At 62.5% G+C, this 25,436-nt stretch carries 28 protein-coding genes; 4 read left to right on the plus strand and 24 right to left on the minus strand.

Annotation, left to right across the window (positions count from 1 at the left end; all coding sequences use genetic code 11):
- Window positions 1–11: 11 nt before the first annotated feature.
- The 7 genes from ACSBPU_RS16460 to ACSBPU_RS16490 form a co-directional block, all read right to left on the minus strand.
- Complete coding sequence (locus tag ACSBPU_RS16460; protein ID WP_003108989.1) at window positions 12–290, minus strand: hypothetical protein; 279 nt, start codon at window positions 288–290, stop codon at window positions 12–14.
- A gap of 96 nt (window positions 291–386) precedes the next feature.
- The gene (locus ACSBPU_RS16465; protein ID WP_003098947.1) at window positions 387–1,124 is read right to left on the minus strand and encodes a DUF5983 family protein; all 738 of its coding nucleotides are present in this window, start codon (window positions 1,122–1,124) and stop codon (window positions 387–389) included.
- A 213-nt stretch (window positions 1,125–1,337) separates the two neighbouring features.
- Complete coding sequence (locus tag ACSBPU_RS16470) at window positions 1,338–1,730, minus strand: hypothetical protein (protein ID WP_003098949.1); 393 nt, start codon at window positions 1,728–1,730, stop codon at window positions 1,338–1,340.
- A 21-nt stretch (window positions 1,731–1,751) separates the two neighbouring features.
- Window positions 1,752–1,964, minus strand: a complete 213-nt coding sequence (locus tag ACSBPU_RS16475) for a hypothetical protein (RefSeq protein ID WP_003116833.1) — start codon at window positions 1,962–1,964, stop codon at window positions 1,752–1,754.
- Window positions 1,965–2,301: 337 nt separating this feature from the next.
- Window positions 2,302–2,613, minus strand: coding sequence for a hypothetical protein (locus ACSBPU_RS16480; RefSeq protein ID WP_003108988.1), 312 nt, complete (start codon window positions 2,611–2,613; stop codon window positions 2,302–2,304).
- Between the two features lie 336 nt (window positions 2,614–2,949).
- Window positions 2,950–3,450 carry a signal peptidase II gene (gene lspA, locus ACSBPU_RS16485; RefSeq protein WP_003098955.1) on the minus strand — a complete coding sequence of 167 codons (501 nt, stop codon included), beginning with the start codon at window positions 3,448–3,450 and terminating at the stop codon, window positions 2,950–2,952.
- Between the two features lie 3 nt (window positions 3,451–3,453).
- A complete protein-coding gene (locus ACSBPU_RS16490; protein WP_003098961.1) occupies window positions 3,454–6,366 on the minus strand; it encodes a heavy metal translocating P-type ATPase in 2,913 nt (970 codons plus the stop codon).
- A 91-nt stretch (window positions 6,367–6,457) separates the two neighbouring features.
- On the opposite strand from ACSBPU_RS16490, the gene cadR reads away from it, so the two are divergent.
- Entirely contained in the window at window positions 6,458–6,856 is a 399-nt protein-coding gene (cadR, locus tag ACSBPU_RS16495) for a Cd(II)/Pb(II)-responsive transcriptional regulator (protein ID WP_003098965.1), read from the plus strand.
- Between the two features lie 67 nt (window positions 6,857–6,923).
- Here cadR and ACSBPU_RS16500 read toward each other — a convergent pair whose 3' ends face one another.
- Both ACSBPU_RS16500 and ACSBPU_RS16505 read right to left on the minus strand, forming a co-directional pair.
- The gene (locus ACSBPU_RS16500) at window positions 6,924–7,304 is read right to left on the minus strand and encodes a DUF3703 domain-containing protein (protein ID WP_080761415.1); all 381 of its coding nucleotides are present in this window, start codon (window positions 7,302–7,304) and stop codon (window positions 6,924–6,926) included.
- Between the two features lie 12 nt (window positions 7,305–7,316).
- Window positions 7,317–7,553 carry a hypothetical protein gene (locus tag ACSBPU_RS16505; protein WP_003098970.1) on the minus strand — a complete coding sequence of 79 codons (237 nt, stop codon included), beginning with the start codon at window positions 7,551–7,553 and terminating at the stop codon, window positions 7,317–7,319.
- 384 nt (window positions 7,554–7,937) lie between these two features.
- On the opposite strand from ACSBPU_RS16505, the gene ACSBPU_RS16510 reads away from it, so the two are divergent.
- A complete protein-coding gene (locus ACSBPU_RS16510) occupies window positions 7,938–8,573 on the plus strand; it encodes a cation transporter (RefSeq protein WP_003098972.1) in 636 nt (211 codons plus the stop codon).
- Between the two features lie 723 nt (window positions 8,574–9,296).
- Here ACSBPU_RS16510 and ACSBPU_RS16515 read toward each other — a convergent pair.
- The 11 genes from ACSBPU_RS16515 to ACSBPU_RS16565 all read right to left on the minus strand — a co-directional run bounded on the left by ACSBPU_RS16515 (window position 9,297) and on the right by ACSBPU_RS16565 (window position 19,495).
- Entirely contained in the window at window positions 9,297–11,327 is a 2,031-nt protein-coding gene (locus ACSBPU_RS16515) for a DNA topoisomerase III (RefSeq protein ID WP_003116834.1), read from the minus strand.
- A 283-nt stretch (window positions 11,328–11,610) separates the two neighbouring features.
- A complete protein-coding gene (locus ACSBPU_RS16520) occupies window positions 11,611–12,051 on the minus strand; it encodes a single-stranded DNA-binding protein (protein WP_003098976.1) in 441 nt (146 codons plus the stop codon).
- A 73-nt stretch (window positions 12,052–12,124) separates the two neighbouring features.
- On the minus strand, window positions 12,125–12,652 hold the full coding sequence (locus ACSBPU_RS16525) for a DUF3158 family protein (RefSeq protein ID WP_003098978.1): 528 nt from the start codon (window positions 12,650–12,652) through the stop codon (window positions 12,125–12,127).
- Window positions 12,649–13,437, minus strand: a complete 789-nt coding sequence (locus tag ACSBPU_RS16530; RefSeq protein ID WP_012112316.1) for a PFL_4669 family integrating conjugative element protein — start codon at window positions 13,435–13,437, stop codon at window positions 12,649–12,651. Before ACSBPU_RS16530 ends, ACSBPU_RS16525 begins: the two co-directional genes overlap by 4 nt.
- Window positions 13,438–13,768: 331 nt before the next feature.
- Window positions 13,769–15,019: an STY4528 family pathogenicity island replication protein gene (locus ACSBPU_RS16535; protein ID WP_012112315.1), complete on the minus strand. Its 1,251-nt coding sequence runs from the start codon at window positions 15,017–15,019 to the stop codon at window positions 13,769–13,771.
- Window positions 15,020–15,022: 3 nt separating this feature from the next.
- Window positions 15,023–15,583 carry a DUF2857 domain-containing protein gene (locus tag ACSBPU_RS16540; protein ID WP_012112314.1) on the minus strand — a complete coding sequence of 187 codons (561 nt, stop codon included), beginning with the start codon at window positions 15,581–15,583 and terminating at the stop codon, window positions 15,023–15,025.
- 15 nt (window positions 15,584–15,598) lie between these two features.
- Window positions 15,599–17,263 (minus strand): ParB family protein, encoded by a 1,665-nt coding sequence (locus ACSBPU_RS16545; RefSeq protein ID WP_442592997.1) that lies wholly within the window; start codon window positions 17,261–17,263, stop codon window positions 15,599–15,601.
- A complete protein-coding gene (locus ACSBPU_RS16550) occupies window positions 17,256–17,516 on the minus strand; it encodes a hypothetical protein (protein ID WP_012112312.1) in 261 nt (86 codons plus the stop codon). Before ACSBPU_RS16550 ends, ACSBPU_RS16545 begins: the two co-directional genes overlap by 8 nt.
- Complete coding sequence (locus ACSBPU_RS16555) at window positions 17,500–18,375, minus strand: ParA family protein (RefSeq protein WP_012112311.1); 876 nt, start codon at window positions 18,373–18,375, stop codon at window positions 17,500–17,502. The genes ACSBPU_RS16550 and ACSBPU_RS16555 overlap by 17 nt, the downstream gene beginning before the upstream one ends.
- Before the next feature lie 42 nt (window positions 18,376–18,417).
- Window positions 18,418–18,630 (minus strand): AlpA family transcriptional regulator, encoded by a 213-nt coding sequence (locus ACSBPU_RS16560; RefSeq protein ID WP_012112310.1) that lies wholly within the window; start codon window positions 18,628–18,630, stop codon window positions 18,418–18,420.
- Window positions 18,631–18,748: 118 nt separating this feature from the next.
- Window positions 18,749–19,495, minus strand: a complete 747-nt coding sequence (locus ACSBPU_RS16565) for a hypothetical protein (RefSeq protein ID WP_012112309.1) — start codon at window positions 19,493–19,495, stop codon at window positions 18,749–18,751.
- A gap of 1,007 nt (window positions 19,496–20,502) precedes the next feature.
- Between ACSBPU_RS16565 and ACSBPU_RS16570 the strand changes: the two genes are divergently transcribed.
- The gene (locus tag ACSBPU_RS16570) at window positions 20,503–20,991 is read left to right on the plus strand and encodes a GlcG/HbpS family heme-binding protein (RefSeq protein WP_442592998.1); all 489 of its coding nucleotides are present in this window, start codon (window positions 20,503–20,505) and stop codon (window positions 20,989–20,991) included.
- A 44-nt stretch (window positions 20,992–21,035) separates the two neighbouring features.
- A complete protein-coding gene (locus tag ACSBPU_RS16575) occupies window positions 21,036–21,665 on the plus strand; it encodes an ankyrin repeat domain-containing protein (RefSeq protein WP_442592999.1) in 630 nt (209 codons plus the stop codon).
- Between the two features lie 48 nt (window positions 21,666–21,713).
- Here the strand turns inward: ACSBPU_RS16575 and ACSBPU_RS16580 are convergent, their stop codons facing one another.
- From ACSBPU_RS16580 to ACSBPU_RS16595, 4 genes are all read right to left on the minus strand, one after another.
- On the minus strand, window positions 21,714–22,520 hold the full coding sequence (locus ACSBPU_RS16580) for an AadA family aminoglycoside 3''-O-nucleotidyltransferase (RefSeq protein ID WP_442593000.1): 807 nt from the start codon (window positions 22,518–22,520) through the stop codon (window positions 21,714–21,716).
- Window positions 22,521–22,522: 2 nt separating this feature from the next.
- Complete coding sequence (locus tag ACSBPU_RS16585; RefSeq protein ID WP_442593001.1) at window positions 22,523–23,110, minus strand: DUF3313 domain-containing protein; 588 nt, start codon at window positions 23,108–23,110, stop codon at window positions 22,523–22,525.
- A 268-nt stretch (window positions 23,111–23,378) separates the two neighbouring features.
- The gene (locus tag ACSBPU_RS16590; protein WP_442593002.1) at window positions 23,379–24,344 is read right to left on the minus strand and encodes a Bug family tripartite tricarboxylate transporter substrate binding protein; all 966 of its coding nucleotides are present in this window, start codon (window positions 24,342–24,344) and stop codon (window positions 23,379–23,381) included.
- Window positions 24,345–24,402: 58 nt separating this feature from the next.
- A complete protein-coding gene (locus tag ACSBPU_RS16595) occupies window positions 24,403–25,275 on the minus strand; it encodes an HpcH/HpaI aldolase/citrate lyase family protein (protein ID WP_442593003.1) in 873 nt (290 codons plus the stop codon).
- Window positions 25,276–25,436: the final 161 nt, after the last annotated feature.

Below are 25,436 nucleotides of genomic sequence, written 5' to 3' on the forward strand. Positions count from 1 at the left end.
GGGCTTGGGGGTCAGGCTTCGTACACGAAGTAGTGTTCTCGCTGACGCGGGAAGAACACGTGCTTCCACGTGTCGCCGCTTGTGTTGCCACCGTCGAATACGACCATTTCGTAGTCGTCAATGTCGGTGTCCACCAGATCGGCGCTGTCGATATGGCGCATGTGCAGCGTACCGCTCATGCGCTCGAACACCAGGATCTGGCCGATGGCGTCGTCCTGGCTCATGGCGTTGACGCAGGCTCCAAGCTGATTCTCGAAGTCGGGCGTGGGCAAGATGAGATCGGGGAACATGAGATTGCTCCTATGGAATTGAACCAGCCCGGCTCCTGGTGGGAGGCGGGCTGGCATATGGGGGATAAAGGGGAAGGCTTGCGCGTCGCGTGTCTGCTAGGTCTCGGCCAGTGGCAAGCCCAGTAGCGCGGGTGCGTCGGCATCGAGGATGAGGATGCGCACATCTGCCTGGCCGGCCAGTTCAAGGATGTTCGCCAGGTCGTCAGGCATGCCCTTGTCGCGGTGCTCCTGTCGAAGCTGCTCAGCACTGATGCCCTCGGCATATTCCAGGTTCTTGTCTGTCCAGGGCGTGGAGATCAGCTTGACGCCAATCGCCGGGCTGTACGGAACCCGAAAGGCGATGAACAGAAAAGCCTCCGGCGTGGCGAGGTCTGCCAGGTTGGCGAGGTACTGGCCGGTTTCCTGGCAGATGTGCGCGCTGCTGACTTCCCAGCACCGGCTGTAATAGCCGGTCTCGAAACTCAACCGCTGCACCACGTCTCGCGCGGCTTCGGCCGAATAGGTATCACCGACATGGACCGGGCGGCCGTCGAGGTCGTCGCCATGGATGGCATAGACCACGGCGCCCACCACGCCTTCGCCGTTGATGCCTTCAACAGCATCACATTCAGCAATCAGCTCGTCGCTGATGGCGTCAGTGCCGCTTTTGATCAACGCGAAGTCGCTGGTGACGATGCAAGGCGATGAGATCAGGTCGTTGTCGGAAAGATGCGCTTGGCTCGTGTGGATGGATCGCCAGACATGCGGGCTTCCGTCCCCGTAGCAGATGCACAGCGTTCGGACGACTCTCAGATTCCAGTAGCCGCGTACAAAGGGATTGGGATTCTGGGTCATGGAATTTCTCCAGATTGAATAATGGAGCCAATTCCCGCCACCGGGAATTGAACCCCGGTGGGTTGAAAGTGGAAAAAGCGTCAGGCGGCACTGATCGAGGGCTTTGGGCCAATCGGCGCAGGCTGACGGAAGAAAAATCGAGGGACATGGCCGCGTGGACGCATGTCCCTCATGGGCAGTGAACAAAAAGACGGTGGTATGCCGCAGACCGGCTCACCAACCGCTGTAGTTCACCAACAGATCGGCGATGACCTTGCGGCGTTGCAGATCGAGACCATCGAAGTCCGACAGTCCTTGGAAGTGGCAGCGCTTGAGCATGGCACCGCCCTCGCGCGCGTTGTAGAAGCTGAACATGGCGGACAGGAACATGCGTTCCCCGCTGCTCAGGACGCCGAGTGCGTCGTTGGCACGCAGCATGTCGGGACGCAGATCCCACTTGCTCTTTGCCTGGTTCAGGCCTTCGCGCGTGCCGTCGCCAAACCATTGCGGGCCTGCGATCTCGACGCCGCGCTTCCAGACCTCGAAGAAGGCTTGGGGCGCGGCGGCGAAATGCTGCTCTTCCCGCATGATCTGATCGACGACTTCCTGGGGCAAAAGCTGGTTCATGACGTGGTTCCTCCAGTTGGATCAGGGTGTGGCGAGCTGGGACCAGCCGCCTCTTTCGAGGGCACGTTGAGCCGCGGCATAGCTGCGGAAGTACTGGCAGGATTCCCGCGAAACGGGACCTTCTGTATCGCGCGTGCCGATGTAGTGGCCGGCGGCGCTATGCAGGATTTCGAGCGGCAGGAACTTGCCGCAATGGATCAAGGCCAACTGGCCGAAAGAGGCTTGCTGGGACATGGACGGGCTCCTTGGAAAAAGCGGGGCCTCGTCCCTCACGGGATGGCAGCTCCCGCACGCGGTTGAGAAAAAAGCATCGGCGTCACGGGTGACGCGCGTCCGCAGACTCGATGCGATGGCGGACTGGCGGGTAGCGCGGAAAGAATCCGCGGCAGCCTGGAAACTCTGGCTGCTGGCATGGTGCTGACGAATCAGCGACACATGCGGGCAGCTTCATGCGCGAGGCGAGCCGCGTCAGCCGGAAATCGGCATTTGCAACAGCCCCGATTGGCGAACGCGGAAAAAAGAAAGCCCCGCAATAAGTGCGGGGCTGTCAGGAGGATGAGGCGAAACTGGGTCAGCGAGGCCTGTCGCCCAGTACATGCTGCTTCCACAGGGCGAATGCCTCGTCCGGTCCCAGCTCTGCGAGGATGACGATGGGCTGGCCCCGACGGGCACGCAGCGATGCGAAATACGCTGGCCGGTCGGCGATGGCGTTGAGCTTGATGCCCTTTAGGAACAGCAACTGGCGGGGGCGAACTTTGGTGGTAACGCAGGCATGATTGCGCTTGTTTGGGGCAAAAGGGCCAGCGAAGCGGGCGGACACGGCCAGAAAACCGCGACGAACTACTTGTACTTGCCAGGCGAGGCGAACGGGTGACATCAGCATATCGCTATGCGGTAAAGAAGACCGTCCTAAAGCTTGCAGGATCCCGGCATAGCTTCATCATCACCTCTCCGTGACGGCTCATTGGAACGAAAAAGGCCAGCATCGCCGTGATGGACTTTCATAATTGCCAGGTCAACTGGCTTGCGTGCTGTTTATTCACAGCAAGGCATTGCGACGTCGTTGCAGCAATCGCCGCCATCGCAACAGGGCGTTGCAGCAAAAGCGGCGGTGGGCGCTAGCATGAGGGCCAAGCCGCGGCCGCTCATGCTGGGGGCCGTTCTCTTCAGATTGGTGTCCTGCACCGTGTGCATTGCGAATTTCCGGATCGTCCCAATGTCACTGGGACTCCTTTGTGGCGGCCGGGTTCTCCACGCTCATGAACGACTGGGCCACCAGCGCGATCGCCCCGCCCACGATGGCCATGTCAGCGATGTTGAAGGCGGGCCAGTGCCAGCCGTGCAGGTGAAAGTCGATGTAGTCGATAACGTGCCCGCGCGTGGCGCGGTCGAACGCGTTGCCCAATGCGCCGCCCAGAATGAGGCTGTACGAAAGGCCTTCCGTTTTGCGCAGCGGCCGGGAGAGCAGCCATGCGAGCCATGCCGATATTGCGAACGCGATCGCCAGAAAAAACCACCGCTGCCAGCCGCCCGCGCCAGCAAGGAAGCTGAACGCCGCGCCGGGATTGAGAGCGTGAACTAGGTTGAAGAATGACGCCACCTCGTGCGACCAACCCAAGGGAGTTGTCGCGTCAATGTAGCTCTTAGCTGCCTGATCGCCGGCGAATATAACGATCGCGAGTGAGTACCACTGCGTCTTGCGAAGAGATGGTTCATCCATTGTTCATGCCGCCTTGAACTTCAGGAGGCGCAGCCCATTGACGACAACCAAAAGACTTGCCCCCATGTCAGCGAACACAGCCATCCACATGGTGGCATGCCCTGTGAACGTCAACGCAAGGAACACCGCCTTGATGCCAAGGGCCAGAACGATGTTCTGCGTGAGGATCGCCGCAGTGCTACGCGACAGCCGGATGAAGGCGGGGATCTTGCGCAGGTCGTCGTCCATCAGGGCGACGTCGGCTGTTTCGATCGCGGTGTCGGTGCCGGCCGCGCCCATGGCGAAGCCGATGTCGGCACGGGCGAGCGCGGGCGAATCGTTGATGCCGTCGCCCACCATGCCCACCTGGCCCTCGCCGCCGACCAGGCTTTCGATGGTCTTGAGCTTGTCTTCGGGCAGTTGGTCACCACGGGCTTCAGAGATTCCGACCTGGGCAGCGATGGCCGCGGCCGTGTGCTGGTTGTCCCCCGTCAGCATCAGCGTGCGCACACCCAGCGCCTGCAGGTCGGCCACCGCCTCACGGCTGGTTTCCTTCACGGTGTCGGCCACTGCAAAAATGCCGAGCACGGTCGCATCGTCCATCAGCAGGATCGCTGTCTTGCCTTGGCGCTCCAGGGTCTCCAGCCGAGCCTGGAGCGTCGCTTCGCTCAGGCCCAGCTCCTGGGCGAGCCTGTGGTTGCCCATGTGCAACATGCGCCCGGCGACGCGGCCGCGCACGCCGCGGCCAGGCAGCGCCGCGAAGTCGTCGACCTCGTGCAGCGCGATGCCGTCACGGTTCGCCTTGCGGGCGATGGCCTGAGACACAGGATGGTCCGAGCGTGCCGCGAGGCTTGCGGCCCAGGCGGCAACTTCCTGCGCCTCGCCGATCAGCGGCACGAAGTCGGTCTGCTCGGGCTTGCCATGTGTGAGTGTGCCGGTCTTGTCCAGGGCCAACGCCTTGAGCTTGCGCCCGCCCTCCAGGTAGACGCCACCCTTGATCAGGATGCCGCGTCGGGCGGCAGCGGCCAAGCCGCTGACGATGGTGACCGGCGTGGAGATGACCAGAGCGCAGGGGCAGGCGATCACCAGCAGTACCAGGGCCTTGTAGACCCAGTCAAACCATGCGCCGCCGAAGGCGAGCGGCGGCACGACGGCAACCAGCACGGACACCGCGAACACCGCCGGCGTGTAGACGCGGGCGAACTGGTCGACGAAGCGCTGCGTGGGCGCACGGCTGCCCTGCGCGGACTCCACGGCATGGATGATGCGCGCGAGCGTCGAGTCGCTGGCGCCTGCGGTCACCTTGTATTCGAAAGAGCCGGTCTCATTGATGGTTCCGGCGAAGACCTGGTCACCTTCGGCCTTCTCGACGGGCAGGCTCTCGCCGGTGATGGGCGCCTGGTTGATGGCCGATCGACCCGAGGTGATCAGGCCGTCCAGTGCGATGCGCTCGCCAGGACGCACGCGGACCACCGCGCCCTTTGCGACCTCCTTGGCCGGCAGCTCTGTCCATGAGCCATCGGCCTGCCGCACGGTCGCGGTCTCGGGCGCCAAGTCCATCAGCCCCCGAATGGCGTTGCGGGCGCGGTCCAGCGACTTCGCCTCGATCACTTCCGCCAACGCGAACAGGAACATGACCATGGCGGCCTCCGGCCAGTGGCCGATCGCCATGCCGCCGGTGACCGCGATGGCCATCAGGGCGTTCATGTTCAGGTTGAGGTTCTTCAGCGCGATCCAGCCCTTCTTGTAGGTGCTGAGGCCGCCGGTGAAGATCGAAACCAGTGCCAGCACGATCACGGCCCAATGATTGCCGTCGTTGACCCAGTACACGCCTTCGGCGGCCACCGCCGCAACGCCCGAAACCGCCATCGGCCACCAATTGGTCTTGTGCGCGGCCACCGGGGCATCGCGCGGCTCATCAGTCCTCTGGACCTCGGCTTCCATGCCCAGCGATTCGATGGCTTCGACTGCCGGCTTGATCGCGTCGGGTGTGTGCCGAACCGTGAGCGTGCGCTGCATCAGGTTGAAATCCATTCCCTGCACGCCCGGCATGCCTTGCAGCTTGCCGCGGATCAGACTTTCCTCGGTCGGACAGTCCATCTTCGCGATGCGAAGTACCGTGGTGGCTGTCTGCATGTCCTGCCGCGCAGCCTGCATTCCAATGGAAGCAAGCGCCTTCTCGATCGGCGCTGAGGTCGCCAGCGTGTGCTGGACTCCCAGCACACGCTGCATCAGATTGAAGTCGAGCGCGGTCACACCCGGCAGCTTGCCCAGCCGGTCGCGGATCAGCGCTTCTTCCGTCGGGCAATCCATGTTCTCGATCCGGTACGTCACCCGCTCGCCGATCGGCGGCGCGGAAACGGCAGCGGTTGGTTGCTGCTGCAGGGCCGAGGATGGGATCACAGCCGCGGCTTCGATCGGCCCCGTGTGGCCGAAGGTCTGCTCCTTGGCGCGCATGCCGATCGAGGCCAGGACCTGCTCCATCTGCGCGCGTGCCTGAGCGAGGTGTTTCACCGACAGGGTGCGCTCAGCGAGGTCGAAGTCGAGGTCCTGAATTCCCTCGACTGCCCCGAGGTGCGAGCGGATGAGTTTCTCCTCGCTCGGGCAGTCCATGTTCTCGATGCGGTAGGTGGTCGACACGGCGGCGTCTCGGACAGCCTGAGCCTTCATGCCCACCGAATTCAGCGCTTGCTCCAAGGCATCGGCCGAGACTTCGCGGTGCGAAATGGTCAACAAACGCTGCGGAAGATCGAACAGGAGCCGCTCGACACCGGGCATGCCCTCCAGCGTTCGCCGCACCAGTGCTTCCTCATTGCGGCAATCCATGTTGCTCACGTGGAAAACGGTGGTTTCAGTGCTGGCCTGCTCACTGGCGCACGCCGTCTGTTGGCCATTGCCGCCGGAGCAGGCGCATGGGCTGGAAGGTTCTTTGTTCATAGATCGCTCTTCATTGACAAGGTTTTCCCCGGATGCCATCATTAGAAAACCTCTAGTAGATATAGAGTCAAGTTTTTTATAGGAAGCAACCATGATGCGGATCGGTGAACTGGGCAAGAAGGCAGATTGCTTGGTGCAGACCGTGCGCTTTTACGAGTCAGAAGGCTTGCTGCCCGAGCCTGCACGTAGCGAGGGCAACTTCAGGCTCTATGACGAAGTCCATTTGCAGCGCTTGCTGTTCATCCGCCGCTGCCGGGCGAAGGACATGACGCTGGATGAGATCCGTCAACTGCTGAACTTACGGGATCGGCCAGAGTTGGGCTGCGGCGAGGTGAACGCGCTGGTCGACGCTCATATCGCGCAAGTGCGGACCAAGATGAAGGAATTGCGCGCCTTGGAGCGCGAGTTAATGGATCTGCGACGCTCCTGCGATAGCGCCCGAACCTCGCGCGAGTGCGGCATTCTCAACAGCTTGGCCGAGCCCGCCTGAAGCTCGAGCGTGTCATCGGTGCTGGAAGTGATCGGGTCCAGTTCTGAGAGCCACGTGCCGCGCTCCATCATGCGAAAGCGCGCGGTTCTGACGTTTTGAGACGGCGTGCGACCGAGGGCGTGGCCCACAGGAGCCAGCGCGAGCCGGACGACCTGCGCGCCGCAATCTCCGCCACCTTACGGGTTCTCCAGGCCAGACCGAGCATCGCGGCGTGGCTGCGCAGGTGCAGGTGCAGGTGCAGGCCAAGGTAGCAGTGCGCCACGACGCGGCCCGACTCATGGGCACGCCACGCAACTCGCGATCGCTTCGCAAGAAGCCGCAAGGCCCGACTCGCGCAAGAATGCGACGTGGGCAAGATCGTATAGCCAGCAGCGCAAGCGTTTGCCGCTGCTGGCCGGCTCCGGAAGGGATAGACAAGCTGCGGGCCGTAGTCCATTGGAAAGTCCATCTTTCTTGAGTGTCACTCTTTGGCGCCCAGCGTGTGCTTTTGCGACCGGAAAGCGCTGAACAAGTGGCCCCCGGGCATCCAGAAATCGCCGTAGTTGACTTGGGCGTCTTCGTGCTCACGCTTGTGATGCCAGCGATGGGCTTCAGCCACCCCGATCAACAATCCCAACGGCCCGACCCGGTATCCCAGATTGGAGTGCTGGAAGGCCAGATGCACGACCAAGAAGCCGAGCCATGCGCCGACGGCCAACCACAGCTTGGAACGCCGCTACTGGCTCAACGGGGAGTGGAAAGGCCGCCCGCCCTCTAGCAAGGCGGCACAAGCGAGCGCGACGATCACTGTGAGTAGCTCCGTCGGCAAAGACGGCCGGCCGGTCGCGAGCTCGCCGAAGAGCACAACCGCAGTGGCGCCACGGATCAGTGGATAGCAGCCATACCGGATGACAGTCGCAATGAAGGGGGCGCATTGGTGCTCATCTGTTCTGTCCTAAAGCTCTGACTGGATTGGAAAACCTTCTAGCTACGGTAGAGTCAAGGGCGTCCGGGAAGACCCTGTGGCAAGTTCGTTGCATCTGCGCCTTGACTCTCCAGCCGCTACAGGCTTCAGCATCCATCGATTTGGAAGGAACAATGCATGGCTGAAAACCACAGAAATCACGAAAACGACGAGTTGGGCCGCCTAGATGCGAGCGATGCGAAGGACCGAAAGATTCTTCTGACTGTGTTGCTGATCAACCTGACGCAGTCCGCCGCCGGCATTGCCCTTGGCATCTGGGCTGGCTCTACGGCGCTGATGGGCGCCGGGTTGGACAACCTCGCCGATGCGTCGGTCTATGCGGTTAGCCTGTATGCCGTCGGTCGTGCGGCAACGGTCAAGGTGGGCGCGGCCCGCTTGTCGGGTTTCTTGCTAATCGGCCTGGCCGCGCTGCTGCTGTTGGAAGTCCTACGCCGCTTCGCTGGAGGGGAAGAGCCTGTCGGCCCAGCCATGATGGCCATGGCCGCGCTGAACGCGGCTTTGAACCTAGTGTGCCTCAGACTACTGCGCCGCCATCGCGGGGAAGATGTGAACTTCAAGGCGTCAGCGATCTTTACCAGCAACGACTCCATCGTCAATGGTGCGATTGTGCTGTCCGGGGTGCTGGTGATGGGGTTCGGGTCGAACATCCCGGATCTGGTGCTGGGCGTCATCGTGGCCGCAATCGCAGCGAATGGGGGGCGGGAAATCCTGCGCGAAGCATCGGAAACAGCTCGCCGTAAGGCGGGCACATAAGGCATGTTTTCGCCCAGTTCATCCCGAGGTTTACCTCTGCAAAAGAGGTAGTCCAGCCTTTGGGCTACGGCCTCGGCTGCAGCCGAGCGTACCATTGGCGATGGCCGCGCGATAGGCGGGCATGCCGTTCTCGACCTCCGTCTGCCGTACAGCAGCGGTGCGCAAGGTTGAGGGTGCATGTCGTCTCTCCTGTTCGTGTGGCCCAGGCCAATGGCCGGGCCGGGACGTTGATGGGCAGGAGAATGGCGCCGAAGGCCCAACGGCCTTCGGCTCGGGAGAAAAGAGGAACCACCCGTGGGCTGATTGGCAGGCCCGGTCGTCGCTAGAACCGTCTGCTCATCAAGCAATCACACCCGGCCCATGTCGTGGCTGGGGCCGGCATCGTCTGGCGCACATCCGCGCACAAAGGGAGCCCGTTTTTGCACCGGCGGGCACCGGCACCGATTACCGCTGACCACGAAGGGTCTCCCGGTGGCTCGTGCAGCCTGGCAAGCCACCGGGAGACCCTTCGCAGAGGGCGGAAGAAACGCAGATCAACAGAACGCGCGTGGTGCGGCTCGCAGAGAAGCTACCTTCAGGTCCCGCGGCCGGGGACGGCTGGGCGGGACGCGCACACGGATCAAGAAGGCGTTGCGCGCTGGGCGTCCCGCAGGGCATGCGGCGGAGTGCGGGACAGGGGCCACGCCGCCGAAGGCGGGCACGGCTCACGGGGAACGGGGGCGGTCAGGAGCCTTTGCGGCCGCTACGGCGCGGGCGCGAGGCGCCGCGCTTGGAGCTGCCGGATTCGACTGGCAGCGTGCCTTTGCAGTCCGGGTAGCGGCTGCACGACCAGAACGGGCCGCTCTTGCCGCTGCGCTGGCGCGTGGGTGCGCCGCACTGCGGGCATGCCGGCCCTTGGGGAACCTTGATGGACAGGGAGGCGCTGCCGTACTGCGCAATCAACTGCGAAATCCACGCGGCCTGCTTGCCGATGAACACGTCCAGGGTGAGCTGTCCGGCCTCGATCATGTCGAGCGCCTGTTCCCAGACGGCGGTGGTGCCAGGGTCGGCAATCGCCGCAGGCACGGCATCGATCAAAGTGAAAGCCGCATCCGAGGCGCGGATGGCGCGCCCCTTCTTCACGAGGTAGCCGCGAGCGATCAGGCCGCCGATGATGTTGGCCCGCGTCGCTTCGGTGCCGATGCCAACCGTATCCTTGAGCTTCTGCTTCAGGCGGGGATCGGACACCAGCTTGGCGACGCCTTTCATGGACTTGACCAACTCGCCTTGCGTGTACGGTTTGGGCGGCAGCGTCTTGAGTGCCTTGAGATCGACGTCGGCCACCTGGCATGCCAGGCCCTCATACAGTTTCGGCAGCGCGGGCAGCACCTGGGCGCGGACCGCAGTATCGCCCTCGCCATCACCGTCTTCGGCCTGCGGCTCGGCGAGCACCTGGCGCCAACCCGGGATGACAACCTGCTTGCCCGTGGCCGCCAGGTTCTGCCCCCCGCACGAAAACTTGGCCACAGTGCGGTCGAACTCGTGGTGAGGGAGGAACTGCGCCAGGTAATGCGACCGGATGAGCCTGTACACGGCCAGTTCCTTCTCGCTCATGGCGGAGAGCTTCGCCGGTTCGAGCGTCGGGATGATGCCGTGGTGCGCCGTGACCTTGCCATCGTTCCAGGCGCGCGAGCGCTGCGAGCGGTCGAGCTGGCCCATGATCGAGCGCAGCGAGGGATCGGTCTTGAGCAGGCTGTCGAGAACGGTGGGCACTTCGGCAAACATGCTCTCGGGCAGGTAGCCGGAGTCCGAGCGGGGGTACGTCGTGGCCTTGTGCGTCTCGTACAGGGCTTGGGCAATCTCCAAGGTTTCCTGCACGTCCAGCCCAAGCTGCTTGGAACACACTTCCTGCAAGGTGCCCAGGTCGAACGGCAGCGGCGGGCCTTCGCGGACACGCTCAGTCTCCACCGACACGACGTGGGCACTGCCCGCAGCGCGGATCTGCTGCATGGTCTGCTGTGCGACCGGCTGCCGCAGGCAGCGGCCTGCGTCGTCGGTGCACGCATCGGGTGGAACCCATTGCGCGGCGAAAGTCGAACCGCCTGCGAACAGGGACACGGCGATGGCCCAGTATGGTACGGACACGAAGCGCGCGATCTCGCGGTCGCGGTCCACAACGAGCTTGAGCGTCGGGGTCTGTACGCGGCCGACCGACAGCACGCCGTCGTAACCCGCCTGTCGCCCCAGCACCGTGAACAGCCGGCTCAGGTTCATGCCCACGAGCCAATCCGCACGGGAGCGCGCCAGCGCCGAGTGGTACATCGAAAGCGTCTCGGCCGAAGGCCGCAGCTTGCCCAGTGCCGCCCGAATGGACGCATCGTTGAGCGCCGACAGCCACAGGCGTTCGATGGGGCCGCGGTAGCCGCAAAGCTCCACGATCTCGCGGGCGATCAATTCGCCCTCGCGGTCGGCATCGGTGGCGATAACCAGGTGAGTCGCCTTCGCCAAGAGCGCCTTGACGACCTTGAATTGCGTGGCGGTCTTCGGTTTGACCTCGACCCGCCAGTGCTGGGGAATGATGGGCAACTGCTCAACGGACCATCGTTTGAGCTGCTCGTCGTAGGCCTCGGGCGGCGCCGCCTCCACGAGATGGCCGATGCACCAGGTGACCGTGACGCCGGAACCGTTGAGGCAGCCTTCACCGCGCTGCGTGGCGCCGAGAATCCGGCCAATGTCTTTGCCCTGGGAGGGCTTCTCGCACAAGAACAGCCGCATATCCGTCCATCCCGATTCCTGTTGTTCATGGAGTTGCTGGGATCGAGGATGCCGAGCGCAGCCCCTGGCAGCAGCAAACAAGCCGCATGCGGCAGCGACCGCTTTCACGCCGATGAAATGGCGAGTGCGGGGAAGGTGCGTGGCCGGAAGTGTGCGGGCCGAGAGCCGCGATTTCCGGGAGCGCGCGTGGAACTCGGTGGACGTTGGTGGAGCTATCCCCTGGGGATAATTCGCAGCGCATGGAGGGCGGCGAAGCACTGCGGCAGCCGCCCTCCATGCCCGATCACTTCCTGCGCTTGGTCTCTTTCGGCGCCGTCGATTCCTGGGTGGCCTGGGGCTTCGGCTCTGCCTCCTGTGGCTTCGGGCTGAGGGCCACAGACTCGATGCGGTACGGCAGGATGCCGACACTGCGCGCGTTGACCTGCCAAGTCTCACGCGGCTGATCTTCGTTGTCCGTCCAGGGGTCGCGCTCCATGCGGCCGACGACCAGCACCCGCATGCCCTTCTGGTAGAGCTGCTGCCAGCGGTCGGCGTCGTGGTGCCAGAGTTCCACCGGCGCCCAGAAGCCGCCGCGGTCCTCGAACTCGCCGCCCTTGGTGGGGACGGGGTTGTCGAAGTACACGTTCAGCCGGAGCAACCGGCGAGGATCGTCGTTGCCATTGGGGAATTCGCGGTACTCGGGAGGCGATCCGATGTTGCCCTCGCCGATGAATTGTGTGCTCATGTTGGAATCTCCGTGGTGGTTGAAATACCCGTGCCTCGTTGGGCTCGGGCGCGTGCTCGGATGGCAGGCGCAATCACCGATCGCGCACTGCGGCAGGAACGGACGCGAGCCGGCGCAGGTAGGTGTTGTCCGCCTGCGCGGCCTTGCTGGCGCATTCCTGTGCTTGCCTGCCCAGGGTGTGCAGCAGGCTGATCTGCATGTTCAGCATGACGCGCTGCAGTTCGATCTCGTGCAGGTCGTGCAGCAGGTTGACCGGCGTGCTGGGGCTCGCCATCAGCTCCTGCCACAACGCCACGCCCATGGCCGATCGATCGTGCTTGCGCCAGCGAAGAAAGGTCGTGCCTGCGCCAGTGGTCTGCTGGGCCAGCTCGACGGGAAGCAGGTGGAAGGGATGCCCGCACGCCTGTGGCAGCACCTGTCGCTGCGCCAGGGCAATCAACTCGTCGCGCATGGCGAAGCACTGGCTGGCCCAGGCCTCGAAGTCCCCTTTACCTTTAAAAGGCTTTAAAAGGCCTTTTAGAGAGGCCGCGTGTTCCAGCCGCATGAAGGCTGGCTGTTCCAGACGACGGAAGTAGCGCGGTTCGCGGTTCGGGTCGCTCATGCCGGTTCGTCCTCGCCGGCGGCTGTGGACTTGGCCTCGGCCGAATCGGCGGCAGCGCCTTCGTCGGTGGGAGATGCGGCTGCGGCAGCGCTATCACCACGCTGTTGCAGACCACGGCGCACGACGGGCGGCGCAAACTTCGAGCGGCGCATGCCTTCGAGCACGTCCTGCGGCAGTTCGCCGAACTTCTCCAATGCTGCCCGAGCTGCGGCGTTCTTGGCCGCGAAGTCGTCGCGGGTGCAGCCCGAGTAGCGGTATTGCTGGGCCAGGCTGAACAGGCTGCGCAGCGCGTGGGCACCTTCGTTGAGCCAGCGCTCCAACGTCGAGCGATCGATCAGCGCGGTGTGGTGGGCGAGGATCAGCTTGCGGGCGATGTCGTCGTAGTCGGCCAGCAGATAGACGGCGGCAAAGCCGAGCTGCGCGTTCACGAACAAGGGGAGCTTCACCGGCTGCACGTTGAGGTTCTCACCCAGGCTCAACGCCGCAGGCACGCCGGCCAGTGCCTGGTCAACCTGCTCGCGCAGCGATTGCAACGTGGTCCTGGTCTGGTCGAGCTTTTCCTCGATGCGCAACATCCACCAGTCGCTGTACGGGTCGTCCTGCTCCGAGCCGCGCTTCATCTTGTTCATCACGGCGATGTAGCCGTTCAGGCCGACGATGCCGGGTCGCCCCTCGGCGGCGGCGCGGCCATGCCAGATGCGCGAGGCGTGGTGGGTGTGAAGCGTCAGCGACATCGCGCTGCGCAAAGAGCCGAGATTGAGTTGCAGAGGTTCGTTGGTTGCCATGGCGTCCGCTCGCTTGGGAAAAGGAGCGGTCAGGATCGGCACGCAACGGAAGGCAGTCAGTCAACAAACCGAAATGAACCGGGACCCGGTTGTCGTGGCAGCGGTGGCCTGTGACACGAGCTATCCCCAGGGGATAGCTCCATCGAAAGCCATGGAGCGCTGCTCGCGCAAATGGTGCGTGCGCTCATGCAACCGACGCCATTACGGCCCCCCTGGACCGAAGTGCCATGCCGTGCCTGTCGGCGTTACAGCTTGTAGTACATCTATCCCCTGGGGATAGCTCTACTGACGGCCATCGACGTCTGCTTCACGCCCTTGTCGCTCGTCGCGCTCAGCTACTGCGCAGAAGGTCGCGCAGCCGGTCAATGTGCTGCCGGGCCACCTCGGGTGGAACCACATTGCGCGGTGGTTCAGGCGGTGCATCTCGTGCAGGGGCAGGTGGCGGTGCTGACCCGGCTTGCTTGGCCCAGGCGTTGAACTCGCCACGGATGGCGCGCTGGATGATGCCGAACAGGTAGCCTGCCGGGTTGCGGATGGTGCTGCCGCGACAGCGATCCGCCCATTCGTCCAGCACGGCCTGGCGTAGCGGAGCATCGACCTGCTGCAATGCCACGATGGCGGCGGCCTGCTGCTCTTCCTTCAAGCCGAGAAAGCGATCAGGCAGGCGAACTCCTGGCATCGCACGCGCCTGCCCACGCTCACGCGCGGTAGTACGTACTTCATTCATACGACTACTACGTACAGTACGGTCCTGCTTCGGATTCCGAAGAGCGCCGTCTGACGCGGGTTTCGGCCCTGCTTCGGAATCCGAAGAGGGGTCATCAGAATTCCGAAGAAGGCTCGGCGCCCCTTCTTCGGAATCGTGAACCCTATCCTTCTGTGGATAACTCTCCTGCGACCCAATGCCCTGGCTCGCGAGGCGTTCGGCAAGGACCTGCAGCCGCGAGGGCAACGTGCGGCCAGACAACAACGGGTCTTCGGCGATTTCCTTGAGGGTGTGCAAGCCCACGACCTGGACGGCCTTGGCCGAATGGCCCAGGGCTTGGCTGACGAGCTCCAAGTAGTCCGGGTCGAGCTGCATCGCCTCGAAAGGCGTCAGGGGCTCATCGTGCAGGACGTAGAGGTTGCCGAGGATGCGCCCGGTCTTGGGGTCACGCCTGCGGCGCACGAGACTCAACCAGCGAGTCAGGCGCAACAGCGTCAGCGCCCGTGCCACGGTCTCGTGAGAGGCCTGTCCGGCGCAGGGCATTGACGCGAGCCACGGGCGAAGTTGCTCATACGTCGGAAACGCCGTGACCCCATCCTCGTTGAGCATCATCCGAAAGACTTGCCAGGCATTGCGTTCCAGCGGCGTCAGGCGTCGGTCCAGGAACAGCCGTCGCGGCACGCTCTCGTGCCGATTGCCGCTGAACAGAAAACCGTCGCCGGTTGCGGAGACAGGAGATGTTGCGGATGCGGGAGCTGGCGCGGACGCGGGCGGGCGAGGTTTCGGTGCAAGGTCTTTCAGCGCGCTGTCGAACAGATCAGCGAGGGCGACCGGGCCTTGGCGTGGTGCTCGTGGTGCAGCGTCGTCCACGGCCATGACTCAACCCAATCCCTGATCGATCCAGTTCTTGATCGCAGCCCAGACCACCGACAGCGGCAGTTCCATGCCTTCGGCGAGGTCCATTGCCGCATCAAGAACCGAGGTCTCATCCTCCAGCTCGACATTCCTGCTGCTGGTCACGGCCTTCCAGCGTCGCCACAGCTCGGTGTCCTGCTCCTCGTCCAGAACCGGATGGCGCCCCTTGCGTTTGGGCAGGCCGAGAACTTCACGCCGTAGCGCGACTTCCTGGTGCGTCAGCCCATAAAAACGGCTCGCCATTTCCGTACTGGCCCCCAGGCGCAACATGCGATCGACGGTGGCGATCTCCTTCTCCACGTCCTGCGCCTGTTTGAGCAATCGCCGGAGCACTTCCCGGTTCACCGAGACAGAGCACCACGAGACGCTGGCATTGGCCAGTACGCTGATCAGCGCCGGATGCTTGAGCGCATCCAATTCTTCCTCACCGAATCCCATCGCCTTGCAGCGGCGCAGTTGCCCGTTGCGCAGATCGTAGAGCGCCTGCGCGATGACGGCCTGGTTGAGTGGGTTAGGTGCGGACATGCGGGCCTCCCTCGCTCAGGTCCCAGGACCGAGAGCGCCGGCTTCCAGATCCAGCAGGCGCCGGGCCAGCCGCAGCAGACGAAACAGCTTGACCAGCGCGGTGTCGCTCAATCGCCGGGCCCCGTCGGCATGACGTTGGCCTTGGCCGTGCAACAGCGCTGGCAGGTCGGTGACGAAGTGCCCGCCGTCCAAGCCCACGTCGGCCGACTGCTGACCGGCCAGGGAAACCAGCAGCGCGAGCACGGCACGTGCGAGCGGCGACGAAACCTGGGTCGGGGCACGACACGCGAACCCGATGCCATCTGAACGATCCTCGACACACGCGTCCAGGTCGACCTCGCCCGCGATCTCGCGCGCGAACTGCGCGATGTGGACGCGCAGGCGGCCGGGTGCGTCGAGACCTGGGTCGATATGCCAGATGTCCGAGATGGGATAGAGGCCACCGGCCTGCACGGGAATCGACTGCAGCACGTTGGCCGAGAAGTCGGGCGGAAGCGCATCGCCCAACTGGTCGGCGACCATGCGCTGGATGGACTGGAGCCGCTGCGTCGTGGGTGCCGGAGAGACGATGTGCTCGTCAAGTAGATCGCCAGCCGCTGCCGCAGGGGTGGCTGCGGATGCCTCACGCGGGGCCGCATCGTCCTGGGGCCTTGTCGGCGCGGCGGCAGAGTGGCCTGCAGAATGTGCTGCTGTGGCGGGGGACGGTGCCGGTTCAATCGGCGGCCGTGCGATGGCCCCAGGCTCAGGCAATGCCGGCGGCGCCGATGGCGGGGTTGGGTCGCTGACCAGGGCGCGGTGGCGGCTCTCGGATTCGGTCAGGTCCAGGGCAAGCACGTCGTAGTCGATGCCCAGCAGCTCGGACATCTGACCGATCAACTCGTCCTGCACACGCTGCGGCGAGAACTCGTCGGCCTGGGTATCGAACTGCGACAGCACTTCTTGGAAGAAACTGTCGAAGTCGAGCGGCAGGGAGCGGCCCTTGGCATAGTGCTCCCACGTGCGCTCACTGGCCTTGCGCATGACCGACAGCCGCTCGACCTGGTGGCGACCGAGGCCACCATACAGCACGGTCGGGATCGCAGGCAGCAGGTAGCGCACCGCATCGGCCATGCGGCTGATGTGTGACTGCTGCACGGGGAAGCCCTCGGCGCCCAAGCGACGGGCCAGCTCGGACTGGCTCAAGGTCGTGCTGCTTTCCGCTTCATAGAACTCGCGCGCCTTCTCGACGCCGAGGGCGCGCTCGATGAACGTCAAGCCGCCACGCAGTTCGTTCTCGGCGAGGTGCCCGGTCAGCGCGACGATCTCCCCGCGCGCAGGCCACGGCCGGAACAGGCACGATATGCGGAAGAAGCGCTCGTCCTTCGTTTCTGTCCAGAGTTCGCGCAGGATCGCCAGCCTGGTGTTGCCGCCGTTGCGGATGATGTAGTGCGCCTCGCCAGGACGGCGTGTGATGGCTGGCGCCGCATCCAGGCCGCGCTCGCGGATGGAGGCCTTGATTTCATCGTAGGCCGAGTTGCGCTTTTTGCGGGGATCGTGGTCGTAGGGCCGCAACTGGTCCAGCGTCACGACCATCGGCGTGTCGGCGATGGGGTCACTCAAAGCCGTGGCCGATGGCCCACTGCGCTCGAACCCGGCGGCAAGCAGCTTGCCGGCCATGTCCTGGGAGGTCATCTCAGCCATGGCCGCATCCCTCGGCGTTGGCGGGCCGGGCCATGCGGGCCTCGCGCTCGGCTCGGCGGATCTGCGCACGGGCATTGAGGTCTGCCCGGTAATCGCTCGCTGTCGAGCTGGTGTAGATGGCGGCGCAGCCGGTCTTGGTGAATTTGAGGTGTCCACCCCGAGTACGTTTGACGTGCCAGCCTTCGCTCACCGCAAACTCGATCAGGGCGCGCAGTCGCTTGTGGCCACGGGACAGTTCATGTGCGCTCGCCACGGGACCTCCCGGTTTCAATAGAACGTGGAGGACGGCCGGACACGCGGGCGAATCTGTCTTGCCACTGCGGGAACAGTTCGCCGGCGAGCGTGCGCATGGTGTCGAGCGCAGCGGGCGCAACTCTGCCTGGTGGCTGTCGATACTCGACGCGATGCACCGGCATGCCGCGGGTTGCAGCGCGCGGATAGGCTTCGATGGCCGGCACGTCGGTGCCCAGCACGCGGATGCCCGTGTGATCCTGAAATAGGTCGTGCAGCGCCTGCTGGATCATGCGTGCGTTGGCGGACACGGGGTGGACACGATTGATGAGTAGGTGCAGCGGTGGCGGTTCGATGCCAAGGTGCCGATACGGCGCGATGTCCTCCAGCAACTGCATGGTGCCGCGCCGCAGTTCGCGGGCCGCAAGGATTTCCGGGGTCACGGGTGACAGCGCCAGGCCGGAGGCGAGCACCGCCATCTCCAACAGCACCGAGCGCGCGCCTTGGGTGTCGATTAGCACCAGGTCATAGAGCGGCGCCAGCGCCGGCAGCAGGTGGCGCAACCGCAGGCGCCCGTCTGGCGCGTGCAGCAGCAAGGTGTTCAGTTCACCCCGGTGGTCGTTCGAGAGCACCAGGTCCAGGCCCGCGATGATGGTGCGGGACACGAGCTGGTCGAGACCGCGCTCGTTGAACGCCAGCAGCTCATAGATGCCGCCGGGCGCGCGGTGAGCCAGATCGTAGTAGGAGGACAAGGTGGGCTGCACGTCGAGATCGAGCAGCAGCACGCGCAGCCCCGCGTCCGCGGCGAGCCCGCCGAGGTTGGCGGCCGTGGTCGTCTTGCCGACGCCACCTTTCGTTGAAATGATGGATACGACCTGCATGGCGCTCTCCGTTTGGCGATGGGAAGTCCGAGGGGGAGCGAGTCAGGTGCGGTTGTTAAGGCGTTCGGCGATCCACTGATCGATCTCGACCGAATCCCAGCCCACCGCGCGCACGCCAAGGCGCAACGCCTGTGGAAACTGGCGCTTCTTCATCAGGTTGTAGATGTGGGCGCGTTTGAAGCCGGACTTCGCTTCAACTTCATCGAGCCGCAGGATGCGGCGCTCGTGCGGTGGCAGTACAGGTACTTGCGACATGGCGGTCACTCCTGAACGCTCAGTGGCGTTTGTTGGCGTGACCTCTATTCAATAGACATGGCTGCAAAAAGACATTGCAAATGCAATCTCCGAGACTGCACATACAAGATGGAAGAATTCACGCGGCTGCGCTACGCACATTCTTCCTGGCGTTGGCGAACTTGCCGTTCAAGGTTCGCTCCGTGATGCCCATGGTGCCGCCATAGTGGGCGAGCAATGCGGTGACGATTGCCTCCTGCGTCTTGAAGCTGGAGTACGGCACACCCGATGGGGATTGACCCAGCATCAGCGTCAGCATGCCACCGATGATGTTCAGGTACGTGGTCTCCGCTCGATCACTGATCGCGCACTGCTTGGATGCCAACAGCACCGCGGACTGCTTGAGCAAGGCTTCGTGTTGCGCTTGAAGTTTGCGCATCTCACGCCGGCTATGGTCCAGCGCGGCCTGCAGAGCCTGCCGTTCCAGCAGGATTGCCTGTCCTGTTTCCAGGGTGATGGAGGGATGCGCCATGCGCTCGCTGCGGCTGAACAGGAATCCGGGTCGATGCTCAGGATAGTGAGTGCGCATCCAGCGTTTCAGATCGACGTGGCGGATGGTCAGATCGGGTGAACTCACCAACTCTGGGTCATTGAGCGTGATCCCGTTCTTGCCAAAGGGCAGTTCCGAGTTGAGGATGCCGTCGTAGATGCGTTCCGAGTACAGCCGACACTCGTTCCATCGCGGGCAGTCCAATGTCTGCGGCAGGCACCGCGGTGATGCGATCGAGGCGAGGATCGACGCCTTGTACCGCAACAACCCAGCCCACCGTATGGCAGCTTCGATGGGACGATAGAACACCTTTGATAATGGTGGCTCCTTGTGCATGTTTTCGTCTCCTTTCGGAAGCGCTACATCACCGGCTCCTTTCTCGCCCTGCCAAGGGCTGTTGTGTCGTTATGCCTGTGGCGGATGCCAGGGACGAATGCCCCGGAACGTGGGCGGACGAGATCATGGCATCCGCCACAGGTGGCCCTCTCTTGCTCAATGTGCAAGAATCGACCAGTTGCCGGCCCGTCGAGTAACAAGGAAGAAGCACGCTCGACAATGGCGCTCACGGTGCCAGCGTCATGGGGTGCGTCAGGCGTATCAAGACCGATTCGCTATGGTCTGATATCCCTACGGTTTCACAAGTCGCGCTGGGGCGCAGTCGTTGCTCAACGTCCAGAGGGACGCAGAGAAAACCGCGCGTGTGATGCTTGTTCTGGCATCCTGATATATCGACATAGCATCCAGCGATCCTGGGCTGTGGCCAGTTTGAGGCTGTTGCGCGCCGCTCCCACACGGTCGCCAGCTGACCAGGTGATGTGAACATGCGCCCCATCTTTCCTTGCTCGCCGCTTGGCCTTCATCACGAACAGCCTTGGGCTGTGGTGCGCACGGCATCAAACCAAGCGCGGTCTCAACGTTCGATGCTGATGCCATTCCTGACGCAAGGAGACCTGAGTGTCGAGCGGCGTTGCAGGGGCGGGCCTCTGGTAGCCGTGTATTCTGCGTCGGTTGTCAGGGGATGAAATGGCAGTCCTTGGACGCTGATGGAAGTTGTTGGATGAGTTTTGTTGCCGAGGGCGAAGAACAAGGCTATAATTCAGGCCTTCGCTGCTCACGGCGGCGAAGAATGTGATTGGGAAACAAGGATTTAGCGCCCTAGTGCCTGTCTCGTTTCCCGCTCCAGATTCTAAAAAGGCCCAAGCTTCGGTTTGGGCCTTTTTGCTCATGGGGCATTCATCAACGTCCGTGGATACAACTACGTAGCGCATCGCGAAGCCTACGAATATCCACCCGATGGCCGGAGCAGTAATCTTTCCCTTGTTCTCAACTGGAAAGAAAACAACATGATCCGCACACTCTCTATAGCCACCCTCTTGTTCGCACCCATCGTGGCATCGGCCGCCACGCAGTTGCCCAGCGCCCCCTATCTGCCGCTGGAACTGGCCACCAAGGCCGCGCAAACCGCCCTGAAGACCTGCACCGAACAAGGCTACAACGTCAGCGTCGCCATCGTGGCGCGCGACGGCGCAACCAAAGTACTGCTCAAAGCTGACAATTCCGGCCCCCACACGACAAGCAGCGCGCAAGGCAAAGCCTTCACTTCGGCGGCCATGGGGCGCGATACCGCCGGGCTGGCCGATTTCATCGCCGGCAAGCCCGCCAATGACGGCCTGCGCGACATGGACTCGCGCATGGTCATCCAGGGCGGCGGCCTGCCCATCAAGTTCGACAAAGCACTGGTGGCGGGCATAGGCGTGGGCGGCGCGCCTTCGGGCGACATCGACGCCGGTTGCGCGGCAGCCGGCCTCAAAGCCATCGGCGCGGTCAACTAAACTGCCGGTTTTCCAGGGTGGCCGCGCTTGTCTGCGCGGCAGCCATGCTTGCAAGCACACACGCCCTTTCAGGAGCAGCCGTGAATCAATATCCATTGCATGCCGCGGCGGAAAACAATGATGCTCAAGCCGTCAAGCGGCTCCTTTCGGAAGGAGCCAGGATCGAAGCGCAGGACGCATCGGGATCAACCGCCCTACTGGTCGCAACCCGGGCGAACGCTGCGGATGCCGCCCGGACACTGATCAATGCCGGCGCGGATGTCAACGCGAAAGACCGTATCAACGACAGCGCCTATCTCTATGCCGGCGCGCGGGGCCATCTGGATATTCTGAAAATGACCCTGTCGCACAATGCCGACCTGCAAAGCACCAACCGCTACGGAGGCACCGCGCTGATTCCGGCGGCCGAGCGCGGCCATGTCGAAACGGTGAAAACCCTCATTGACGCGGGTGTAGCGGTTGACCACGTCAACAATCTGGGCTGGACTGCGTTGCTCGAAGCCATCATTCTAGGCAACGGCGGCCAGCGGCACCAGCAGATCGTCGACTTGCTGCTCAAGGCGGGCGCCAATCCCGATCTCGCCGACCGGGAAGGCGTCACACCACTGCAGCATGCGCGTTCACGCGGCTATCGCGAGATCGAAAGCGCATTGCTGGCTGCCGGCAAACGCTGAAACCTTGAAAAGGATAAGGCATGGAACAGGACACGGAGTTGACGGCCATCAGGGCCGCAAGCAAGCAGCTGGGCGCAACTTTGCCGTCACGCCAGACCGGACGTATTCCAGAAGTGCAGCACGTTCTTGCGGATAGTCAGCCAGGTCTGGCGCTTCCAGCCCAAGGTAGGCATCTCTTGCGGCAATGACGATTTTCTTATGCTCGATAGGCAAGCGCTGAAGGGCCCAGTCTGCCGCGGCGTCCTTGGATGCGATTTCTCCTGTCATGGCTGTGTACCAAATACGCGCCAGCGCAAGAACGACGTTTCTTTCGTCCCCCTTCCAGTCCGCCTCCGTCCTCCAGAGGGACAGCGTTTCCAGCAGCGACTGCCGAACGTCAGCAGCAGGAACTTCGTCGAAAAGCTCATGGGCTTTCGGACCGTACAAAGCAATGCTATTGCGCCGCAACTTTGTCAACAGAATCGCCAGGTCGTGGTCCGCCGTTATCGGCTCGAAAATCCCTGCGTTGATGTCGTCACGCAACCATTCGCCGAACTGCATTTGCCTTGTTGCCGGATATCGCCACGGCACCACGTCTTCCAACGCGATCACAGTCACTTCGAGCGCCCGGCGCGTTGCATCGGTGCCAGGCCAAGCCGACACCGATAGCAGGCCGGACATCAATGCTGCCCTGGTCGACGCATCGATAGGCGCATCCACGGTGATCAACAGGTCGATATCGCTAAACGGCTTCAGGCCGCCATCGACCGCAGACCCAAACAAGTGGATGGCCAGAATTGCTTCACCGAGATGGTTCTCTAAAACCGAAAGCGTATCGGACACCTGGGCTGCGACCGGCTCCGGACACAACTGCATGCCTACTTCTCTTTGATGTGCTTCTGAGCGGCGTTGGCTGCAGCGGTGCTCCACTCGCCGATCAAAGGCTGCAGGCTGGTCAATTGCACACCGCCCCGCCCTTGCGCTGCGTCGACCACGCGCTCTCCAGTTCCTCCGCGCACGGCGGCGTACAACAATTCGCCCGACACACTGTCTGTGACCTGCGATTCGATCGCTATGGTGGCATCGCGCGGCAAGCCGCCTTGCGCCACGGCCTTGGCCCCTGTCAGAGCCAGGGCGACAGGTACGAATTGATAGGCCTTCAATGTCCGTGTTTCAACCCCAACTGCAGTGATGGCGACGCGCACATGAGCCACGCCTGGACCGGCGCGATCGACCAGCCTGACCTTTGCTCCCAGCTTCTCGCGCAAAGCCTTGTCCATCTCTTTACGGATCTGCGTCAATGCCTCCATGGAAATGTCGGCGGTAGGCTGGGGAGCAGGGTAATAAACGACGGGATCAAGCTTTATCGCGTTATAGTGCGCCGGCGTAAATTTTGGGTTCACATAGGCCAATCGGTTTCCGCCGGCTACGGCCGAGCTTTTCTGCAAGCGCGAGTAATCCGGCAAGAAACCAGACTCCTTCGGAGCAGATGTTGTGGCGCAACCCGCCACAAGAATTGCGGTAGAGAGGAAAAGGGATATATGTCGCAGTCGATTTGTGTTGCCCATGGCTTGCTCCTATCATTTTTGTATGACTTGCTTTGAAATTCGTGGCCGCAGCACTTGAAGAGCCTACCACTAAAGTGATCGCCATGCTGATATCGCAAGACCGCCGGCCTTAACACACTATGCGTTAAGGCCGGCGTCGGCAGAGAAGCTGGGGACTTACTAAAACCTATCCGGCCGTGGCACCGGACTCTTCCACGATTTTCTTCCAACGCACACGCTCCGCCCTCATGAATTCGGTGAATTCCTTGATGGTGCCGCCCACGAGTTGAGTACCTTGAGGCGCAAATTGCTTTTGGACGGCTTCGCTAACCACCGCATCGTTAACAGCCGTATTGAGCTTTTCCACAATCCGCGGGTCAACGCCGCGAGGGACGACAAGCGCCTGCCAGCCACCCATCACGAAGTTGTCGGTTCCAACCGCCTCCTTCATTGTCGGCACATCCGGATAACCCGGCACACGCTCGGTGGTGGTCATGGCAAGGGCACGGATGCGACCTGCTTCGAGCATGGCGCGCGCTTCGCTTAAAGCTGAAATCATGAATTGCGCATTGCCATTGGCCAAGTCGACCATGGCGGGCGAGGCGCCCCGGTAAGGCACATGGGTAGCTTTGATATCAAATTCGGCAATGAAAGCAGCCGCGGGCAGGTGCGTCATGGTACCGGCGCCGGTCGAAGCGAAGTTCAGGTTATCTTGGGTCTTTGCCCAGTCGACAAACTCAGCAAGCGTTTTCGCCGGGACATCTTTATTGACCACAAAAACGAGAGGATTGCTTGCTGTGACAGCCACCGGCGAGAAGTCGGTTACAGCATCGTAGTTAGCTGCCGGATTGACCAGCGGCCCGAGGATAATGCCCGAAGTGGCATAGAGCACAGTATAGCCATCGGGCTTGGTCCGGATCACTTCTGCGGCAGCGACGTTGCCCCCGGCTCCCGCCTTGTTCTCGACGACCACGGGCTGGCCCAGACTTTTCGACATAGACTCTGCGAATACGCGCGCTGCGATATCGGAGGAACCGCCCGGAGGGAAACCCACGATCATGCGCACCGGGCCATTGGGATAGGTCTCGGCGGCGGCGACGGAAGGCAAGCACATCGACGCGGCGATCATTGCCATGGAAAGAATCTTGAACATCGTTTATGTCCCTTTTTTAAGTTGTAAATGAAACGGTATGTGCGATGGCAGGCATGGCCTACGATCCGTACTGCGACTGTTTGAAGTCCTGGACACGCTTGAGCAGTAGCTCCGCCCCCTTGACAAAAGGTTCGTCGACGATCCGTCCGTCGATTTCAAAAAGGCCAACGCCCCGTTGAAACTGAGCGGCCGCGGCATCGACGATGCGCTGCGCCTTCCGGACTTCTTCTTCGGTAGGAGCAAAGACACGATTCACAATAGCGACCTGGGCTGCGTTGAAGCAGCTTTTACCTGCAAAATTCAAGCGGCGCGCAGCCATGCATTCCTGGGCGAAAAATTCTTCGTCGGTAAGGCCGGCGAAGACACCGTCGTATGCGGCGATTCCGGCCTCCGCAGTTGCGAGCCGAACGGTTGCTTGCACGTGCCCGATGAAGTCCGGATTATTGCGTGCGAGACCATAGGGCTCTAACAGGTCCGCATAGCCAATTTGCAAACCAATCGCCCTAGTCGATGCGCTGGCTACCGCATAGGCATTACGCAAGCCTTTTGGCGTTTCAATATTCAGGAGCAGGCGCGCAGGGCTTTGCACGCCTATATCCTTCTCGATGCCTGCCAGCAATCCGTCAAGCTCGCGCACCTCTTCAGCCGATTCGAGCATGGGCACGTTGATCAGCACATCGCCGGCGCTTAGCGCGATCCGCAGATCGGCATCGATCATGCCGGAGGCAAGACCATTGACGCGCACGATGATCCGGCTTCTTCTGAAGGAGTCCATATCCGCAAGCAGCGTCTGGACCGAAAGCCGTGCCGCAATCTTATTGGCCGGTGTAACCGTATCTTCTAGATCCAGGCAGATCCAGTGTGCGCCCGAGGCCATCATTTGCTCCAAGAGCTCGGGTTTGTCTCCGGGCATGAATATTTTGCTGAACATTCCGATGTTCTCTCCTGCTAGAAAGCTTTCTCAAGCATTAATTGTTAACGTTGCAATTTAAATATTGTTTATTTACATGCAACTATAGCTATGTAAATTTAATACTATCATTATTTCTGTAAACGTGTACAGTTTAAATTGAAATACGACACAAGCATTCG

This window comes from Parapusillimonas sp. JC17, from assembly GCF_052180245.1.
Taxonomy (GTDB): domain Bacteria; phylum Pseudomonadota; class Gammaproteobacteria; order Burkholderiales; family Burkholderiaceae_B; genus Parapusillimonas.

What these genes read in the sequence shown, in the direction of transcription:
- ACSBPU_RS16510 (WP_003098972.1), top strand. Translation starts at nt 7,938, where the DNA reads ATGGCTGAAAACCACAGAAATCACGAAAACGACGAGTTGGGCCGCCTA.
- ACSBPU_RS16500 (WP_080761415.1), bottom strand. Translation starts at nt 7,304, where the DNA reads ATGGACTTTCCAATGGACTACGGCCCGCAGCTTGTCTATCCCTTCCGG.
- ACSBPU_RS16595 (WP_442593003.1), bottom strand. Translation starts at nt 25,275, where the DNA reads ATGTTCAGCAAAATATTCATGCCCGGAGACAAACCCGAGCTCTTGGAG.
- ACSBPU_RS16575 (WP_442592999.1), top strand. Translation starts at nt 21,036, where the DNA reads ATGCTTGCAAGCACACACGCCCTTTCAGGAGCAGCCGTGAATCAATAT.
- ACSBPU_RS16565 (WP_012112309.1), bottom strand. Translation starts at nt 19,495, where the DNA reads ATGCACAAGGAGCCACCATTATCAAAGGTGTTCTATCGTCCCATCGAA.
- ACSBPU_RS16520 (WP_003098976.1), bottom strand. Translation starts at nt 12,051, where the DNA reads ATGAGCACACAATTCATCGGCGAGGGCAACATCGGATCGCCTCCCGAG.
- ACSBPU_RS16515 (WP_003116834.1), bottom strand. Translation starts at nt 11,327, where the DNA reads ATGCGGCTGTTCTTGTGCGAGAAGCCCTCCCAGGGCAAAGACATTGGC.
- cadR (WP_003098965.1), top strand. Translation starts at nt 6,458, where the DNA reads ATGATGCGGATCGGTGAACTGGGCAAGAAGGCAGATTGCTTGGTGCAG.
- ACSBPU_RS16480 (WP_003108988.1), bottom strand. Translation starts at nt 2,613, where the DNA reads ATGCTGATGTCACCCGTTCGCCTCGCCTGGCAAGTACAAGTAGTTCGT.
- ACSBPU_RS16460 (WP_003108989.1), bottom strand. Translation starts at nt 290, where the DNA reads ATGTTCCCCGATCTCATCTTGCCCACGCCCGACTTCGAGAATCAGCTT.
- ACSBPU_RS16540 (WP_012112314.1), bottom strand. Translation starts at nt 15,583, where the DNA reads ATGTCCGCACCTAACCCACTCAACCAGGCCGTCATCGCGCAGGCGCTC.
- ACSBPU_RS16555 (WP_012112311.1), bottom strand. Translation starts at nt 18,375, where the DNA reads ATGCAGGTCGTATCCATCATTTCAACGAAAGGTGGCGTCGGCAAGACG.
- ACSBPU_RS16580 (WP_442593000.1), bottom strand. Translation starts at nt 22,520, where the DNA reads ATGCAGTTGTGTCCGGAGCCGGTCGCAGCCCAGGTGTCCGATACGCTT.
- ACSBPU_RS16545 (WP_442592997.1), bottom strand. Translation starts at nt 17,263, where the DNA reads ATGGCTGAGATGACCTCCCAGGACATGGCCGGCAAGCTGCTTGCCGCC.
- ACSBPU_RS16570 (WP_442592998.1), top strand. Translation starts at nt 20,503, where the DNA reads ATGATCCGCACACTCTCTATAGCCACCCTCTTGTTCGCACCCATCGTG.
- ACSBPU_RS16525 (WP_003098978.1), bottom strand. Translation starts at nt 12,652, where the DNA reads ATGAGCGACCCGAACCGCGAACCGCGCTACTTCCGTCGTCTGGAACAG.
- ACSBPU_RS16590 (WP_442593002.1), bottom strand. Translation starts at nt 24,344, where the DNA reads ATGTTCAAGATTCTTTCCATGGCAATGATCGCCGCGTCGATGTGCTTG.
- ACSBPU_RS16475 (WP_003116833.1), bottom strand. Translation starts at nt 1,964, where the DNA reads ATGTCCCAGCAAGCCTCTTTCGGCCAGTTGGCCTTGATCCATTGCGGC.
- ACSBPU_RS16465 (WP_003098947.1), bottom strand. Translation starts at nt 1,124, where the DNA reads ATGACCCAGAATCCCAATCCCTTTGTACGCGGCTACTGGAATCTGAGA.
- ACSBPU_RS16535 (WP_012112315.1), bottom strand. Translation starts at nt 15,019, where the DNA reads ATGGCCGTGGACGACGCTGCACCACGAGCACCACGCCAAGGCCCGGTC.
- ACSBPU_RS16470 (WP_003098949.1), bottom strand. Translation starts at nt 1,730, where the DNA reads ATGAACCAGCTTTTGCCCCAGGAAGTCGTCGATCAGATCATGCGGGAA.
- ACSBPU_RS16530 (WP_012112316.1), bottom strand. Translation starts at nt 13,437, where the DNA reads ATGGCAACCAACGAACCTCTGCAACTCAATCTCGGCTCTTTGCGCAGC.
- ACSBPU_RS16560 (WP_012112310.1), bottom strand. Translation starts at nt 18,630, where the DNA reads ATGTCGCAAGTACCTGTACTGCCACCGCACGAGCGCCGCATCCTGCGG.
- ACSBPU_RS16490 (WP_003098961.1), bottom strand. Translation starts at nt 6,366, where the DNA reads ATGAACAAAGAACCTTCCAGCCCATGCGCCTGCTCCGGCGGCAATGGC.
- lspA (WP_003098955.1), bottom strand. Translation starts at nt 3,450, where the DNA reads ATGGATGAACCATCTCTTCGCAAGACGCAGTGGTACTCACTCGCGATC.